Source organism: Amycolatopsis sp. DG1A-15b (assembly GCF_030285645.1).
In the GTDB taxonomy this organism is placed as follows: Bacteria; Actinomycetota; Actinomycetes; order Mycobacteriales; family Pseudonocardiaceae; genus Amycolatopsis.
In genome coordinates, this window is the sequence record NZ_CP127296.1 from 6,109,739 (window position 1) to 6,126,130 (window position 16,392).

Consider the following 16,392-nt stretch of genomic DNA (forward strand, 5'->3'; position numbering starts at 1 on the left):
TGTCAACGCTTACTCCTGCCAGGCGAAGCGCTCCTCGACGTCGGGACGCTGCGCCAGCCGGGGCGGGAAGCCGGGGCCGCGGCGCATCCGGGTGTCGTCGGGCGTCATCGGTTCCCGGCAGTCGGCGCAAACGATTTCGGCGTGCGTGTCGTGCCCGCAGGCGAGGTGGTGCACGGTGATCGGCGGGCCGGCCTCGCTCGCGAGCCACTTGTCGCCCCAGCGGGTCATCGCGAGCAGCACCGGGTAGAAGTCACGGCCCTTCTCGGTGAGCACGTAGTCGTGGCGCACCGGCTCGGTCTGGTACGGCACCTTTTCGAGCAGCCCCTCGTCGACCAGCCGCTTGAGCCGGTCGGCGAGGGTGTTGCGCGCGATGCCGAGGGCCTGCTGGAACTCGTCGAAGCGCCGCACGCCGTAGAAGGCGTCCCGCAGCACCAGCGGGGTCCACCAGTCGCCGAGCAGATCCATGGTGCGCGCGATCGAGCACGGCCACTGCGCGAACGATGTCCGTTTCATGCGGCCGAGAGTACGCCGTTCCGGGAAAAGACTCAGCAGGTCAGCCACATGACGACCCGCCGCGCGGTCGGGCGGCTGACCTCGGTGAACCCGGCGTCGGCGAAGATCCCGCGACTGCCGACGAACAGTTCGCCGGGCCAGGCGAGCTGCTGCCCCGGCTCGACGACCATCGGGTAGCCCTCGACCGCCCGGGCGCCTCGTTCACGGGCGAAGTCCGCCGCCGCCTTCGCCAGGGCCGCACTCACCCCTTGACGCCGGAAGCCCTTGCGCGTGACGAAGCAGGTGACCGCCCAAACTCCGTCGTCGGTCTTGTCCTCCTCGCGACCGGCCCAGACCAGCCGGCTGCCGAGAAGGCGGCGGTAAGCCGTGCGGGGTTCGACCGCGCACCAGCCGGCGGGCTCGCCGTCGAGGTAGGCGACGAGCCCGGTCGCGTGGTCGGCCGTCTGGTCGCGAAACCGCTCGGCGCGTTCTTCGGCGGTTCCCGACCGCCACTCGGCCGGCGTGTCCTTGAAGTACTGGCACCGGCAGCGGGCCGGGTCGCCGCGGTCGCCGAAGATCGCCTGCAGGTCGGCCCAGGACGCCTGATCGACGGGTACGACGGTGAGCATATTCCCGACGTTAGACCAAGTGCCCCGTCGTCACGTCGACGTGGTCGGGGACCTCGTCGTGCACGTCGCCGACCGTGAGCGTCCCCGCCGGCTCGACGAGCAGCACACTCGCCCCCGTCTTCGACGACGGCTTGTGGAACGTCCCCTTCGGGACCACGAAGACCTGCCCGCGGCCGAGCGTGACCACCCGTTCCGCGGGATCGCGCAGGCCGATCTCGATCTCGCCGTCGAGGACGAGGAAGAACTCGTCGGTGTTCTCGTGGACGTGCCAGACGTGCTCGCCGTCGAACCGCGCGAGGCGGATGTCGTAGTCGTTGACGCGGGTGACGATGCGCGGGCTCCAAGCGGCGTCGAAGCTCGCGAGGACTTCGTTGAGGTCGATCGGGTTCATGCCGACCATCCTCGGCCTGGCTCCGGCGGCCGGGGAGTGCTAGGAATCGCACATGCCGCAAGAATTCTCGCATCGGGTCGTCGCGATCGTCACCGAGGAGTCGAACCCGTTCGAGATGGGCGTGGCGACCGAGCTGTTCGGCCTCCGCCGTCCCGAACTCGACCGGCCCTGGTACGACTTCACGCTCTGCGCGGCGACGCCCTCGGTCGGGATGAACCTCGGGATGTTCACGCTGTCCGGCGTCGCCGGTCTCGAGGCGGCCGACACGGCGGACACCCTGATCGTCCCGGCCCGCCCGAACACCGACGTCCCGACGGCCCCGGCGATCATCGCCGCGATCCGCCGGGCGGCGGCCCGCGGCGCCCGGCTGGTGAGCTTCTGCACGGGAGCGTTCGCCCTCGCCGAGGCGGGCGTGCTGGACGGCAAGCGGGCGACCACGCACTGGCAGTGGGCGGCTTCGCTGGCCGCGAAGTTCCCGCGGGTGCGCTGGGAACCGGACGTGCTGTTCATCGACGAGGGAACCGTCCTGACGGCGGCGGGCAGCGCGGCCTCACTCGACCTGGGCCTGCACATCATCCACCGCGACCACGGCGCCGAAGTCGTCAACGCGGTGAGCCGCCGCCTGGTGTTCACCGGCCACCGCGACGGCGGTCAGCGCCAGTTCATCGCGCGCCCGGTGCCCGCGGTGCCGGACACATCGCTGGCCCCGGTCCTGGCGTGGGCCCTGGAGCGGCTGGACAAGCCGTTGACGATCACGGACCTGGCCACGCGCGCGGCGACCAGCCCGGCGACGCTGCACCGCAAGTTCCGCGCGGAGCTGGGCACGACACCACTGGCGTGGCTGACAACGGAACGCGTGACGTTGGCCTGCCGCCTGATCGAGCGGGGCGAGCTGCGCTTGGACCGAGTGGCGGCATTGAGCGGCTTCGGAACGGCGGCGAACCTGCGGGCGCAGTTACGGCGTCACACGGGTCTCAGCCCGAGTGCTTATCGCCGCCGCTTCGGCCCGGCGGCGTGACCTTCCAGCAGCTCACGCGCTTCGGCGCGGCACAGGTTGCTGGCGGCCGCCAGCAACCTGGCGGCGGAGACGCGAATGTGGAGCGGAGTTTCGTCATCGTGGGCGATCTCGCGGGCGACCACCGCGGCTGCTTCCCGATGGCTTCGGTGCAGCCGCGCGGCGGCCCAGGCACTGCGACACCGGACGACCCGGCCCAGGGTGCGGTCCCGGGCCATGTCGAGCAGGCCCACCGCCCCCTCCTCCGGCTCGAACTCGCCGATCGTCGTCCAGACCCGGACGTTCCGTTCGCCTCGAAAGCCGCGCAACACGCGGAGCACCTCGCCACGTAGGTCGGGCCGGTGCGCCCCCAGCCGGCCGGCGGCACCCGTGCGGGCGGCCATGGGGAGCGATTCGTCCTTCATCAGCGACTCCAACGCCGCGGTCCCGAGTTCGTGTCCTCGAGCTCCCAGCTCGGCGAGGTCGTCGGCCGCCCACCAGCGCAGTCTCGGATGACAGTCTTGGTCAGCGGCGATCGCTTGGAAAAGCTCCGCGGCCGCGACGCGATCTTCGCGGCAGTAGTCGGTCAACTTCTTTGCTGCGTCCCGCCGGAGCGAGAGCGGTCGATGCTGGTCGTCACGGATCGCCCGGACATCGTCCAAGCGCCTCAAGTCGAACAGGACGCGAAGCCGCAGACGATCGGCGATGCGTCCGTCGACCGATAGCTCTTCCAGGTGCTTCTGGCATGCCCCGGGAAGTTCGGAGGTGAGATCGATCAGGACGAGCCCGGCTTCGGCCCGCTCACGCCCGGGCCGCTCAGCGTCCGCCAACACAGCTTGTGCGTCGGCGATGACACGTTCACACCAGCGGTTGTCCAGCAACGCCAGTTCCCGCCACGCGCGACGGGCGGCAGTGTTGCCATGACTCAGTTTCTCGAGTTCCTCGACGGCTCTCGGTTCGAGCGCAGGGGCGATCTTGCTCAGCGCCACGGCTGCGTTGATCCGGTCGGCCGGCGCCGATTCGGGGCCGGTCAACCGGTCGAGGAGTTCCCGCTCGGCCTCCAGCGCGAAAGGGCCGTCGTTCCATCGGGTTACGCAACCCGCCCAGGTCTCGGGTGAGACGAGCCGGTCCGACACCAACGCGCGCCCGACGGACCGGCGTTCTCTGCCCGTGAGGTCGCGCAGTACGGCCGCGCGAATCTTGCCGGAAGTAACCGCCGGATCTTGGGCCAGGGCCAGGCGGCACCGGATCGTCGGGCCATCAGTACGGAAGTAGCTGAGCAGCCTCAGCGCATCACCACGTTCTTCCTGAGTCAGTTCCGGATCCCCGGCGAACCGCAGCAGGGTCCGGTGTGCGTACTCACCCGCCGAGCCGATGCGCGCGAGTTCGTAAGCGGCGTCGCAGCGGTGGTCGATCGACCTTCGTTCGTCCTCCATCGTCGTCCGGAGCGCTGCGGCGGTCATGGACGCGGTGCCGGGGTGCAGGCTGACCAGCCTCGTCATCGCACTGCTTCGGCAGCCGGCATCGATGAAGGGGTCCTCGGCTTCGGACATCAGCTCGGCAGCCCACTCCGACGTCCGGCCCGGCACCAGCTCCGTGAGGAGAACGGCTGCTTCCTGCCGCCGATAGCGGTCCACATCGCGATCAAGCACTACTCCGCGCATGTTTTCCACCACGTCGGCGCCGAGCTCGACGGCGCTGCGAACGGAACGAATCCAGGAATAATCCGCTATTTTTGAGCAAAGCCTGAAGATGATTTCGAAAGCAGCATCAGGTTGCAGGAAATTGTTCCCAGCCAGGAGTATCGCGGCATAGCACCGCGCTTTCGCGTCGGCCGAAAAGTCGGCAACAACTCTGCCGAGTGCAGAACGCACCCCGTCGACATCCAACGAGTCAAGCGCATCCATCGCGGCCGCAGCGCCATAAATCCTACCAGGGCGAGCGCCCGGTGCTAGCACTCTCTCCAGCAACACGGCGGCCACAAGACTGCGTATCGCCGCGCCGGCACGACCGACTCGGATACCCGTGACAATGATTTCACTGTCGTCAATGACGTCGTCCCGGATCAGCCGGACGATTCCTCGTGCGGCCGCGGCGTGGAATCGGTGGTGCATCCACGTCAGGATGATCGCAGCGTCATATCGTTGACGACCACTGCGTTCCCGGTCGTCGATCACCCGTTCCAGGATTCGGGCCAGCTCGTCCGGGTCGGGCACATCCCAGCGGTCGTGTGGGAGGCCCTCACCCCACGTCTCATTGCCTTCCTGCACGAGCTGCAGTCCGATCATCCCGGCCGGAGCCCGCTGGTCCAGCTCGGGGGCGAGCCGCTCAAGCTGCCGCCAGACCTCAAGGCGGAGCTTGAGCGGAAGCGACGCAGCCGTGAGGCGAACCAGCTGACCGATCGCTTCGGGGTGGAACTCAGGGCCGAGGCGGGCAAGCTCGGATGCCGCCCAGTACCGCGTTTCGACGGTCGATTCCGGCTGGTTCATCGCGGAGCGCAGCCCGGCCAGTGCCTGCGCTCGATGCGGTTCGCCCAGTCCCGCTAGAGTCCCGAGGGCGTCCATGGCGAGCTGATCGTCCTGCAGCGGATGGTCAGCGGCGCGTATCAGCGCCCCGGCTGCGTCCGACCAGTGGTCAGGCCCCAGGTCGGCCAATCTGCTCCCGGCCGAGTACAGATACCCCGCTGCCGCGGCGGGATCGTCCACCACCGAATGGATGAGGGCGACCATCCGCTGGTGGAACTCCGGTCCACAACCGGCGAGCACGGACGCGATGTATGCCCGGTCGAATGTTCCCGCGACCGGGCTGGTCGCCAACTCCAGGATCAGCTCGCCCGCCCGCATGCGGTGCTGAGGACCCAACCGAGACAGGGTACGAGCGCCCTGAAGCCGGTCGAAGTGGTGCAACCTGGGGTCCGAGGCCCGGTGTTCGAGCGCGTCGGCCGCCTCCGCCAGGTAGTCCGGCCCCAGCGACGCCAGGCCGATCGCCGCGTTCTCGACACCGCTGGTCGACCAAGAACGGCGGTTCAGCACAGCCAGAAGCACCGTCGCACAGCGTTCGTGGAACTCGATGTCGATTTCCAGCAAACTCACCGCTGCGGCCACGAGGTCCTGGCCCGTCGCACTGGAGCTGTCCAGTACCGCAGTCAGGGCACCGATCGCCCGGGCCCGCGGCCCGGCCCCCAATCCCGCGAGCACCACCGCAGCGTCACCGTGCTGGGTCGCGGTGACGGCCGGGCTTTCCAGCACCGCTTCCAAGCCGAGCACCGCCGCCTCGCGCTCGTCGTCACCGCACTGCGAGAGCGCGTCGACCGCGTCGAGACGGGCCCGCACGTCGATGCCCACGCTCCTCACGACCGTCCGGAGCATCCCGACCGCCTCCGCGCGGGCATCGTTGTCGAGCCGCGTCCCCAGCGCCACAGCGGCCTCGACGCGTGAAGGCCACGGCAAGCCGTCGTCGCGCATGAGGCTTTGCAGCCAGCCCACCAGCTCAGGATGGTGGGCGGCCCGGCTGACCTCGGCGAGGATCTTCCCGCCCGGATACTGCGTCGTGGCGGCCCAGGCGCGAGCCGTCTCCAGGAACGCGGTCATGACGTCCGTGCCCGCCGGCACGTGCCAGGCGAGCAGCCGCGCGGCGAGCAGGTGCTGTTGCGGCCCGTTGCCATGCAGATGCTGGATCAGGCGGTCCGCCTCTGCCGGGCGCAACCGCGTGTAGTGCAGCAAGACACGCCGGGCGTATCGGCCACGTTCTTCGGGCTCGGCCGCGTGCAGCAACTCGGCGAAGTCCTGGTGCGCCGGATCGAACGTCTCGGGAAGCAACCGTGCGTTCGCGGTGGCCGCGAGGTGCTCAGCGAAGCTGTGGTGCAGGAAGCCCAGATCGTCGGCGCGGAACAGGAACGGCCCCACCGCGGCCAGGTGACCGATGAGCCGTTCACGCCAGCCGGTTTCGGCACCCAGCTCCGGCAGTTTCTCGCCCACCCAGCGGCACGCCGCCGCGCTCAGGGACGTGTCCTCTTCGAGCCGGACCCGGCCGAGGTACTCCAGAAGCCGTCCGCAACACGAGTCGAACGGCCCCGGCGGCACGGAATGCGCCGACCGCAGGTACTCCAGGTACGTCTCGTACAGCTCGTACTGGTTGTCCGGCAGCGGCCGGTCGGCGTACTTCTCGAAGATGATCGCCGCGATCGTGGCCAGCAACGGGACCCGGACCAGCTCGTCCAGGTGGGCGTCCCGGATCTGGCGGACGAACCTCTCGGCGGCACCGGCGCTTTCCGCGAACCAGTGGCCGGCGAACAGGCGAAACGTCCCCTCGTCGAAGGGCAGCAGTTCGTAGCGCGCCGCGCCGATGCGCTGGAACGGCGCCAGCGTCGCCCCTTCGATCGGCCGGGTGGTGAGGACGACGCGGTAGACCGCATCCGACGCCCATGCGGCGAGCACCGTGACCAGTTGGTCCCGGAGAGCGGCATCGGCGACTTCGTCGAGCCCGTCCACGAGCAGCAACCACCGGCAGCCGGCGACCCGGCCGGTCAGGTCTTCCGGCCGCAACGGCTGGGCGAGCATCGCGCCGTACTCACCGCGGACGGATTCGGCCAGCGCCTCGTAAAACGGCAGTTCGAGCCGGGTGGCGAGCTCGCGCGCGGTCAGCCGCAGCGGGAGGACCGGCTCGCGCAGCGGCGGCGAATCGGCGACTCCCTGCCAGCAGCGAGCGGCCTCGGCGGCCAGCCGCAGCGACAGGGTCGATTTGCCCTGCCCCGGCCCACCGGTCACCAGCAGGTGCTCGCCGCCGTCGAGCGCTTCGCGCATGCTCCGCGACGGCGGCCGCACCGTGAGCCGAGCCGGCGGCGGGCCCGGGAAGTCGATGAGCCTGCCCTTGCCGTCGAGCACCGGGAGCGGCCGTGCCTGGTCGGACGGCTGGAGCTCCGTCCCGGTCGTCACGTCTTGGCGGACGTAGACGGTCGCCAGCGATGGCCGACGCGCCCCCGGCAGCCGGTAGGGCATCTTCTCCGCGTTCTGGAGCTGCGCCCGCAGCAGGGAAACGATCTTCGGCGGCAGCTCGGGGAGGCCCGACCAGTTCGTGGGCGGATCGATGGAAACCGGTGCGGCCGCCTGCGCGAAGCCGACGTACATGTCGCCGTGGACCGCGCCGACCTGCAGCGCCGATCCGACCACGTCCCCGGCGATGTGGTTGACCGGCTCCGGCGGTGATTCCTCCGTCACGAACGCTCCTCCCGCCGGACCGGCATCCTAGCGGTTCACATCGCGGCCGAACCACATTCGACTGTGACGGACAGGCCCCTCACAGACCGGCGAGCGCCTCGGCGAGCGCGTCCTGCTGCAGCCGGGCCGGGTAGGTCTTCGGGTCGGCCGCGGCCAGGACGTTCATCCCCTCCACCAGCGCCACCAGGCTCTTCGTCGTCAGCTCGAGCCGCTCGTCCGTCCACTCCGGACGGCAGGCCGCCACCAGGCGGTGGATGCGGGCCAGGAACGAACGGTTCGCCGCGCGGTGGCGTTCGGCCAGGTCGTCGTCGGCCAGGGCCGCCGCCAGGAAGCCCACCCAGACCCGGGATTCCTCGTGGTGGCCGTGCGGGAGGTCCACCGCCTGGCCCAGCACCGCCGCGAGCGCGCCCGGCGCGTCCGCGCACGCCGCTTCGGCCGCGTCCGCGCGGACCGCCGTGCGCGCGTACAGCAGGTCACGTGCGTGCAGCAGCAACGCCTTCTTCGTCGGGAACGCGTGCATCACCAGGCCGGTGGTGCAGCCGGCGCGCTCGGCGACCGCGCGCAGGGTCAGCCCCGGCAGGCCGTCGTCGGCGAGCACCTGCCAGGTCGCGTTCGACAGCAGCTCTCGCTGCGCCTGGACGTCACGCTGCTTCGGCATGGCTCGGAATCGTAACAGGTGCTACGGTAACATCTGTTACGGAAAGGGGAGTGTGCCTTGACACATCACCGCACGCTGACGATCGCCCCGGTGACCTGGGACGATCCCGACGCCGTCCGCCTGCGCGAAGCCCAGCGGACCGAGCTCGACGCCCGCTACGGCACCGACGACCACGAACCCGGCGCGGTCCCCACCGCCGAAACCGTCGCCGTGTTCCTGCTCGCGCGGGACGCCGCCGGTACCGCCGTGGGCTGCGGCGGACTGCGGCTGCTCGGCCCCCGGTCGGGCGAGGTCAAGCGCATGTACGTCGAGCCGGCGGTCCGCGGCACCGGCGTCGCGGCCGCCCTGCTGCGCGCCCTCGAAGACCACGCGCGGCAGCTCGGCATCACCCGGCTGCTGCTGGAGACCGGCACCGGGCAGCCGGACGCGATCCGCTTCTACCGGCGCGAAGGCTACGAACCGATCGAGGCGTACGGGCCTTACCGCGGCGAACCGCTCTCCCGCTGCTTCGCCCGCGACCTGTGATCGGTTTTCCGATGGCCGGCCCAAGCCGAGCTATTGGCGGCCGGGTGCACTCCGGGCCTACGGTCGAAGGCACGGCGCTCTGCCGTTCCTTCACGAACCGGAGTTTCCCTTGCGCATCAAGCAGATCGGCGTCGCGCTGACCGCGGCCGCCGTCCTGGCCGTTCCGGCCGCACCCGCCCGAGCGGCGTCCAGGATCATCCCGCTCGACCTCTCCACCGGACAGCAGCCCGAGAACATCGCCCTGGAGCCCGACGGCTCCGCCGACCTCACTTTCGCCTACACCGGCGAAATCGGCCGGGTCACGCCCGGCGGGCGGATCGGCGTCATCGCCCGCATCCCGGTCCCCGCCGACGGTGACGTCCCGGTGGTGCACCGGAAACTGTTCCTCGGCGGCATCGTCCGCGTCCCCGGCGGCGACCTGTACGTGGCCGTTTCGACCGGCACGGCGGCAACCGGCCTCTACCGCGTGCGCCCCGGCGCCGCGCCGGTGCAGGTGGCCGCGCTGCCGCCGGCCGGTTTCCAGAACGGGGTCGCGCGCGACCCCGCCAGCGGTGACATCTTCGTCGCCGATTCGTTCGGCTCGGTCGTCCGGCGCGTCTCCCCGCACACCGGGCGGGTCACCGACTGGGCCACCGGTGAGCTGCTCGCCCCGGCCGGCGGCTTCGGCGCGAACGGCGTGAAGGTCCACGACGGCGCGCTCTGGGTGTCCAACCTGGATCGCGGCACACTGGTCCGGTTCCCGCTCAGCGGAGCGCCCGGCCGGGTCGTGGCCTCGGGTCTCGGGCCGGTCGACGACTTCGCCTTCCACGGCGAGGACGTCGTCGCGGCCGTCAACCAGGAGAACCGGGTCGTCATCGCCGGCCACAACGGGGTCCGGACCATTTTGTCCATTTCAGACGGCTTGGCCAATCCGACGTCGGTGGCCGTCCGCGGTGACACGCTGTATGTGGCCGACAGCGCGTACTTCGGCGGATCACCCAACCTGCTGCGCACCCGGCTGAAATGACCGTGCATCCGCACGCCGCTTGTGCACGCGCTTTCCGTGATCTCCGGGAAACGGTTGCTGGGAAACAAATCCACCGGTAAATTGGCGGACCCCGGTGTTCGATCATCGGTCACCGGGGTTCGCGCTGCTCGGCGGAGCGGGGAGGCCACCGCCGAGAGAGCGCTTTCCGGCGGTAGGGGTCGCCGCCGGGTGCAGGAGGGAAACGGTGCCTTGGTGTTGCGGGGAACGGTCATGGCCGAGCGCGTGACCGAGCCGTACGTGGTCGGCCTGGAAGCCATCGCGGGTGAGCTGCTGCGCGGCAAGTGGTGTGTCTACCTGCACGAATGGCTCGGGGACGAGTTCGATCTGCCGAGCTGGCAGGCCGAGGTGGCCGCCCATGCCGAGCACGCCGGCGTCGAGGTGTGCTTCGTCGAGATCCCGCGCAAGGACATGACGCTGGTGGCGAACGTGCGCGCCCTGCCCAGCTTCGAGCAGGTGACCGAGTCCGTGGCGGCCCTCGAGCACTACCGGGGTCTCGACGCGGACAGCCGGAGCGTCGTTTTCCGCCGTTCAGCCCAGTGACACGAGCACGATCGCCGCGCCCGCGCCGAGCAGTCCGGCGAGCTGGGCCCGGCTCAGCCGTTCGCGCAGGAAGACCAGCGCCAGCACCACCGGCACCGCGGGGTAGAGGGCCGCGAGCACGGTCGCGACGGCCAGCAGCTGCCGCTGGGCCGCGAGCAGGTAGAGCACGATCGCCGCACTGCCGCACACCCCGGCGAACGCGGCCGGTCCCAGCAAGCGCAACGGCAGCCGCCACGGCGCCCGCGTCGACGCGACCAGGCCGGCGATGGCCACCACCGACACCGCGCGGCTGAACACCACCGGCCAGAACCCCGCTTCGGCCGGGATCCGCGAGAGCGCGACGAACTGGACGGCGAAGCCGAGCCCGGCGACGAAGGCGTCCGGGATCCCCGCCGCCGTCCGGCCGGCCCGCTCCCCGCGCGACCGCGAGACCAGCCACAACGCCGGTACCGCGCAACAGGTCCCGGCGAGCGCGGGTCCCGAAAGCCGCTGCCCGAGCAAGACAAGTCCGAAGAGGACCGGCAGGACCACCGCGGCGACGTCGCTCGCGGGCACTACCAGGCTCATCGCCCCCTTGCCCATCGCGCGGTAGAGGAAGGCGACGCCCACCCCGGTGCCCACTCCCGATAGCGCGCCCCAGCCGAGCGCCGCCGCGGTGGGCGGGCCGGAGCCGGCGAACGCCGCGAACGGGACAGTCACCACTGTGCCCGCGACCTGGGCGTACAGCGACACGGTCATTCCCGGTGCCCGGCGGGACACCAGCCCGCTGACGAAGTGCGTGACTCCGAAGCACAGCGCCGAGACGAGCGCGAGAACGTTGCCCATCACGGCGTCCCGAGTTCACGCTGCGCCTGCCCGACCGGGCAGATCCGGTCCTGCGCGACGCAGCCGGGACGATCGCAGAGCCGGCACATCAGGTCGCCCGAGCGGACTTCGGCGTGCAGCCCGCGCAACAGCTGTGCCAGCGCGGGTTCGAGCGCGTCCGGATCGGACACCGCACCCAGCGCGCCGGCCAGCACTTCCTGCCGTGCCTCGAGCGCGCGGTTCGCCGCGGACCGCCCAGCGCGGGTGAGCCGGACGCCGACCGCGCGACCACTCTTCGCCTGCCGTCGCACGAGCCCGCGGGCCTCCAGCTGGTCGAGCATCCGGGCGCAGGCCGGCTGGCTGAGCCCGATCCGCTGCCCCAGCTCGGTGCCGCCCAGCCCAGGGAACTCCGCGAGCACCACCAGCGCGGCCGTTCCGCTCAAGCTGGCCCCGGCGGCCGCCGCCGCGGCGCCCGTCATCCGGTCGGACAGGTTCAGCACCGCCGCGCCGAGCAGGTTCGCGAGCCGCGTCTCATGCATTACTCATGCATAACACGGGCGCTCGGCCCTGGCAAGGTTGACTTCAACCTTCCTGGAGCTTTTACCGTCGGCACCATGACCGATCTCCGCACCGCGTCGCCACCGATCCCGCGCACCGTCTGGATCGCGTCCGGGGTGATGGCGCTCGGCGGCTTCCTGGGCAACATGGACGCTTCGATCGTCGCCGTCGGGCTCGAATCGATGCGGGACAGCCTCGGCGTCGCACTCGTCGAGATCCAGTGGGTCGCGACGGCGTACCTGCTGGGTCTCTCGGCCGCGCTCCCGCTCACGCCGTGGCTCGGGCGGAAGTTCGGCGCCGGACGGCTGTGGCTCGGCGCGCTGGCCGCGTTCCTGCTCACGTCGGTGGCGTGCGCCCTCGCCCCGGACGCGGGCACGCTGATCGCCGTCCGGGCCGTGCAGGGCATGGCCGCCGGCGTCATGGTCACCGCCGGGCAGACCGTGATCGGGCTGGCCGTCGGCCCGGAACGGCTGGGCCGCACCATGGGCACGCTGGCGCTCGTGGTCGGGCTCGCACCGGTCGTCGGGCCGAGCGTCGGCGGTTTCCTGCTCGCGCACTTCTCGTGGCCGGTGCTGTTCTGGCTGAACCTCCCGATCGGGCTGCTCGCGTTCGGCCTGGCGCTGCGGTACGTGCCGCGCGGCGACCGGCAGCAGCCGCCGCCGATGGACTGGCGCGGCCTGGCCATGGTGTCGCTCGGCCTGCCGCTGCTCGTGTACGGGCTCACCGAACTGGCCACCCCCGGCGCGCTCGACATCGTTCTCGCGGCCATCGGCGCCGCCGCCATGGGCCTGTTCACCTGGTGGTCGCTGCGCACCACCCACCCGGTGCTGCAGCTGCGGCTCGCCGCGCGGCCGGTGCTGGGCTCCGCGCTCGCGTCCGTGCTGCTCGGCGGCGCCGGGATGTTCAGCGCCGTCCTGCTGCTGCCGCTGTGGTTCCAGCTCCGGCTCGGCGCCGGGACCGCCGAGTCCGGCGTCCTGCTCGCGCCGATGGGGCTGGCCACGACGGTGTTCGTGTTCGTGGCCGGGCGGCTGACCGATCGCTACGGCGGCGGGACCGTCGCGCTCACCGGGTCGCTGGTGGTGCTGGCGAGCACGGTGCCGATGCCCTGGCTCGGCCCGGAGACACCGATGTGGCTCGTCCAGGCCGTGCTCCTGGTCCGCGGCGCCGGGCTCGGGCTTTCGATCATCCCCGCGTCGACGGCGGCGTACGCGTCGGTCGACGCCGTCGAGCTCGGCCACGCCACCGCGCTGGTCAACATCGTGCTGCGCGTGGGTGGCGCGCTCGGCGGCGCCCTGTGCGTGCTCGTGCTGGCCCAGGGCCTGGGCGCCGGCCCGGCGACCGGGTTCGGCTGGGCCTTCGGCGTATTGGCGGTGCTGTGCGTGCTCGGCGCGCTGGCCACCGCCTGGCTCCGGCGGGTCGAACGATCGTCCACAGTGGACGTGACGGCGTGAGGCACCTGGGAAGCTGGCGGGATCATCGGATCGGTGATTTGCTGGAGTGGGTCGGGCACTGTCGGTGAGGGGGAGGACGGGCGATGGCGGGGGTGCGCAAGCGGCTGGTGACGGCCGCGGCGGTGACGGCGGTTTTGGGGAGCCTTTTGGCGGCAACGCCCGCTTCGGCCGCGGAATCCGTCGACTGGCAGCCGTGCGCCGACGCGCCCGGCGTCGACTGCGGCACGGTGACCGTGCCGGTGGACTGGGCGCACCCGGACCGCGGCACCACGTCCGTCGCGCTCGCCCGGCGCAAGGCCACGGATCCCCAGGCCCGGATCGGCTCGGTCCTGATGGACCCGGGCGGCCCCGGCGGATCGGGCACCGAGGCGGTCAAGACCGGCTGGTCGCTCTCACCCGAGGTCACCCGGCGCTTCGACACCGTGGGGTTCGACCCGCGCGGCGTCGGTGCCAGCACCCAGATCAAGTGCGGGCTCGAGGAACTGATCGCCGACTACCCGCAGGTGCCGCGCAACCAGGCCGAGTTCGAGCAGCTCGCGGCGCACAAACGAAAGCTCGGCGAAAGCTGCAACCGGCTCACCGGGCCGCTCGCGGAGTTCGGCGACACGAAGAGCGTCGCGCGGGACATGGACGTCATCCGCGGCGCGCTCGGCGAGGCCAAGCTGACCTACTACGGCGTTTCCTACGGCACGCTGATGGGCCAGCAGTACGCGGAACTGTTCCCGGACAAGGTCCGCGCGCTCGTGCTGGACAGCAACATGGACCATTCGCAGTTCACCGCTTGGGATTTCATCAGGAGCGAAACCCAGTCGGTACAGGCGGAGTTCGGCGAGTTCGCGACCTGGTGCGACCGGACGCCGAGCTGCGCGCTGCACGACCGGGACGTCTCGAAGCTGACTCGTGACCTCCAGGACAAGGCCGCGCGCGGCGAGCTCACGGACCCGCGAAGCGGCGAGCCGGTCACACCGCTGACGCTCGCCTCGATCATCCACAGCAACTTCTACGGCCCGAGCTGGGGTCGGCTCGCGTCGGCGTTGAAGTCCTTCGTGGACGGCACCGGGGCTTCGACCCGGCTGCGCGAGGACATCCCGGTCAACTACGTCCTCCCCGCCGTGCTCTGCGACGACTGGCGCCTGCCCGTGCACAACTTCGCCGAACTCGAGACCTACCGCCGCGCGGCGGCGGTGCTCGCCCCGGACGTCAAGATCAGCGCACTGGGCTGGGCGACGGTCACGAGCTGCATCGGCTGGCCGAACCGCACCAGCAACCCGCAGCGCGTGCCGCAGATCCACGGCGCACCACCGTTGCTGCTGCTGAGCAGCCGCCACGACCCGGCGACACCGTACGCGTGGTCGCAGGCGGTGGCCCGCCAGACCGGCAACACCCTGCTGACCTACGACGGCTGGGGCCACGGCGCGTACGCCAAGAACAGCACCTGCGTGATAAAGGCGACCGACGACTACCTGATCACCGGAAAGCTGCCGGCGCCGGGCACGCATTGCGCAGCGGTCGAGCCACCGGCAACGGCTTTGACCGCCCAACCTCCTTCGACGATCGGCTTCTGAGGCTTCGGTTCCCCGGACAGCAGCTTGCCCCTTACGCCCTTTCGGTAACTGTTCAGGTCGTTGTCGGGCTGTGAGCGGGCCTGTGGGATGATCTTGTTGTGGGGGAAGGTGTTCGTCCGTCGTATGACGAGCTGGCCGCGCTGGTTGCAGCGCAGGCGGTGGAGCTCGCTCGTGCGCGGGAGGAGATCGCCGCGTTGCGGGCCGAGGTTGCCGCGCTCAAGCGCCGCTTGGGCACGAACTCGGGTAACTCCTCGATGCCACCATCGTCGGACCGGTTCAGCAAACCCGCCCCTAAGTCACTACGTGGCAGGACCGGACGTAAGCAGGGCAAACAGCCCGGCGCGCCCGGAGCGAATCTGTCCCTGGTGGACAACCCGGACACCATCGTTGACCACGCGCCGTCGGGATGCTCGGGGTGTGGTGCGGGTTTGCGCCGCACTGACCGTGCAGGGATGATCCGGCGGCAGGTGGTGGATCTGCCGCCGGTCCGTCCGTCGGTGACTGAGCATCGCCTGCACCGGTTGCGGTGCCGCGGATGCCGTCATATCACCACCGCGGCCGCCCCGGCCGAGGCGACCGCGCCCGCCTGTTACGGACCGAACGTGACCGCGTTGGCGGTCTATCTGCTGACCTACCAGCACATCCCCGTCGCCCGGACCGCGCAGCTGCTGGAAGACCTGCTCGGGCTGCCGGTGTCCACCGGCTGGGTCGCCGGCGTCCTCAACCCGGTCGCCTCCCATCTCGCCGGGTTCGCCGAGCAGGTCGAGCACGCGTTGCGGGCAGCGCCGGTGGCACACTTCGACGAGACCGGCATCCGGGTCGAAGGAAAGAACTGGTGGCTGCACGTCGCCTGCACCCCACATCTGACCGCCTACCTGCCCCATCCTCAGCGTGGTGGTGAGGCGATGGACGAGTTCGGGATCCTCACCCGGTTCCGTGGTGTCGCGGTCCATGACGGGCTGATGTCGTATCAAGACTTCGGGCGCAAGCACGCCCGCTGCAACGCCCACCACCTGCGCGAACTGGTCGCGGCCGGCGAAGCCCATCCCGAGCACGCCTGGCCCAGGATCGCCATGAAGACTCTCGAAGAGCTCAACACCGCTGCTCACGCCGCGCGAGACGCCGGCCTGGCCGCGATACCGGCCCATATTGTCGATCCGTTGATCTCCAGGTTCGCCCGCACGGTCAATCTTGGTCTGCTGCTGCACCCGCCGGACCGGGGTCGCAAGCAAAGCAAGACCCGGAACCTGCTGGTGCGCTTGCGCGACTACCAGCACCAAGTGCTGCTGTTCGCCCGCGACCTGACCGTCCCGTTCACGAACAACCAAGCCGAACGTGACCTACGGATGATCAAGGCGCAGCTGAAGATCTCCGGCGGCTGGCGCACCCGGCACGGCGCCTATGCCTGGCTGCGCGTCCGCGGTTACATCTCCACCGTCCGCAAGCACGGCCTCCACATCATCACCGCACTCCGCGAGGCCATCACCGGAAACCCTTGGCTGCCAACCAATATCGAAATGGCCTGAATAGTTACCCCTTTCG

The 16,392-nt window shown here is 70.6% G+C and carries 14 protein-coding genes; 7 read left to right on the forward strand and 7 right to left on the reverse strand.

The window, feature by feature from the left end; translation table 11 throughout:
- Positions 1-9: 9 nt before the first annotated feature.
- From QRY02_RS27870 to QRY02_RS27880, 3 genes are read right to left on the reverse strand one after another with little or no spacing between them, the layout of a single operon-like run.
- Positions 10-513: a winged helix-turn-helix transcriptional regulator gene (locus QRY02_RS27870; protein ID WP_285985802.1), complete on the reverse strand. Its 504-nt coding sequence runs from the start codon at positions 511-513 to the stop codon at positions 10-12.
- A 32-nt stretch (positions 514-545) separates the two neighbouring features.
- Complete coding sequence (locus tag QRY02_RS27875; protein ID WP_285985803.1) at positions 546-1,121, reverse strand: GNAT family N-acetyltransferase; 576 nt, start codon at positions 1,119-1,121, stop codon at positions 546-548.
- Positions 1,122-1,131: 10 nt separating this feature from the next.
- Entirely contained in the window at positions 1,132-1,521 is a 390-nt protein-coding gene (locus tag QRY02_RS27880) for a cupin domain-containing protein (protein WP_285985804.1), read from the reverse strand.
- Between the two features lie 43 nt (positions 1,522-1,564).
- Here QRY02_RS27880 and QRY02_RS27885 point away from each other — a divergent pair, with 43 nt between their 5' ends.
- Positions 1,565-2,530 carry a helix-turn-helix domain-containing protein gene (locus QRY02_RS27885; protein WP_285985805.1) on the forward strand — a complete coding sequence of 322 codons (966 nt, stop codon included), beginning with the start codon at positions 1,565-1,567 and terminating at the stop codon, positions 2,528-2,530.
- On the opposite strand, the gene QRY02_RS27890 is transcribed toward QRY02_RS27885, so the two are convergent.
- Together QRY02_RS27890 and QRY02_RS27895 are read right to left on the reverse strand one after the other, a co-directional pair.
- Complete coding sequence (locus tag QRY02_RS27890; RefSeq protein WP_285985806.1) at positions 2,500-7,722, reverse strand: NACHT domain-containing protein; 5,223 nt, start codon at positions 7,720-7,722, stop codon at positions 2,500-2,502. The two genes, QRY02_RS27885 and QRY02_RS27890, sit on opposite strands and share 31 nt — an antisense overlap.
- 79 nt (positions 7,723-7,801) lie before the next feature.
- Positions 7,802-8,380: a TetR/AcrR family transcriptional regulator gene (locus QRY02_RS27895; RefSeq protein ID WP_285985807.1), complete on the reverse strand. Its 579-nt coding sequence runs from the start codon at positions 8,378-8,380 to the stop codon at positions 7,802-7,804.
- 57 nt (positions 8,381-8,437) lie between these two features.
- Between QRY02_RS27895 and QRY02_RS27900 the strand changes: the two genes are divergently transcribed.
- From QRY02_RS27900 to QRY02_RS27910, 3 genes are all read left to right on the forward strand, one after another.
- Positions 8,438-8,905: a GNAT family N-acetyltransferase gene (locus tag QRY02_RS27900; protein WP_285985808.1), complete on the forward strand. Its 468-nt coding sequence runs from the start codon at positions 8,438-8,440 to the stop codon at positions 8,903-8,905.
- Between the two features lie 109 nt (positions 8,906-9,014).
- A complete protein-coding gene (locus QRY02_RS27905; protein ID WP_285985809.1) occupies positions 9,015-9,911 on the forward strand; it encodes an NHL repeat-containing protein in 897 nt (298 codons plus the stop codon).
- A 231-nt stretch (positions 9,912-10,142) separates the two neighbouring features.
- On the forward strand, positions 10,143-10,472 hold the full coding sequence (locus QRY02_RS27910) for a hypothetical protein (RefSeq protein WP_285985810.1): 330 nt from the start codon (positions 10,143-10,145) through the stop codon (positions 10,470-10,472).
- On the opposite strand, the gene QRY02_RS27915 is transcribed toward QRY02_RS27910, so the two are convergent.
- Positions 10,461-11,297, reverse strand: coding sequence for a DMT family transporter (locus QRY02_RS27915; protein WP_285985811.1), 837 nt, complete (start codon positions 11,295-11,297; stop codon positions 10,461-10,463). The two genes, QRY02_RS27910 and QRY02_RS27915, sit on opposite strands and share 12 nt — an antisense overlap.
- Positions 11,297-11,815, reverse strand: a complete 519-nt coding sequence (locus QRY02_RS27920; protein WP_285985812.1) for a MarR family transcriptional regulator — start codon at positions 11,813-11,815, stop codon at positions 11,297-11,299. Before QRY02_RS27920 ends, QRY02_RS27915 begins: the two co-directional genes overlap by 1 nt.
- A 75-nt stretch (positions 11,816-11,890) precedes the next feature.
- On the opposite strand from QRY02_RS27920, the gene QRY02_RS27925 reads away from it, so the two are divergent.
- The 3 genes from QRY02_RS27925 to tnpC all read left to right on the forward strand — a co-directional run bounded on the left by QRY02_RS27925 (position 11,891) and on the right by tnpC (position 16,376).
- Positions 11,891-13,285, forward strand: a complete 1,395-nt coding sequence (locus tag QRY02_RS27925; protein WP_285985813.1) for an MDR family MFS transporter — start codon at positions 11,891-11,893, stop codon at positions 13,283-13,285.
- Positions 13,286-13,368: 83 nt separating this feature from the next.
- Complete coding sequence (locus QRY02_RS27930) at positions 13,369-14,850, forward strand: alpha/beta hydrolase (protein WP_285985814.1); 1,482 nt, start codon at positions 13,369-13,371, stop codon at positions 14,848-14,850.
- A gap of 98 nt (positions 14,851-14,948) precedes the next feature.
- A complete protein-coding gene (gene tnpC, locus QRY02_RS27935) occupies positions 14,949-16,376 on the forward strand; it encodes an IS66 family transposase (protein WP_285985815.1) in 1,428 nt (475 codons plus the stop codon).
- Positions 16,377-16,392: the final 16 nt, after the last annotated feature.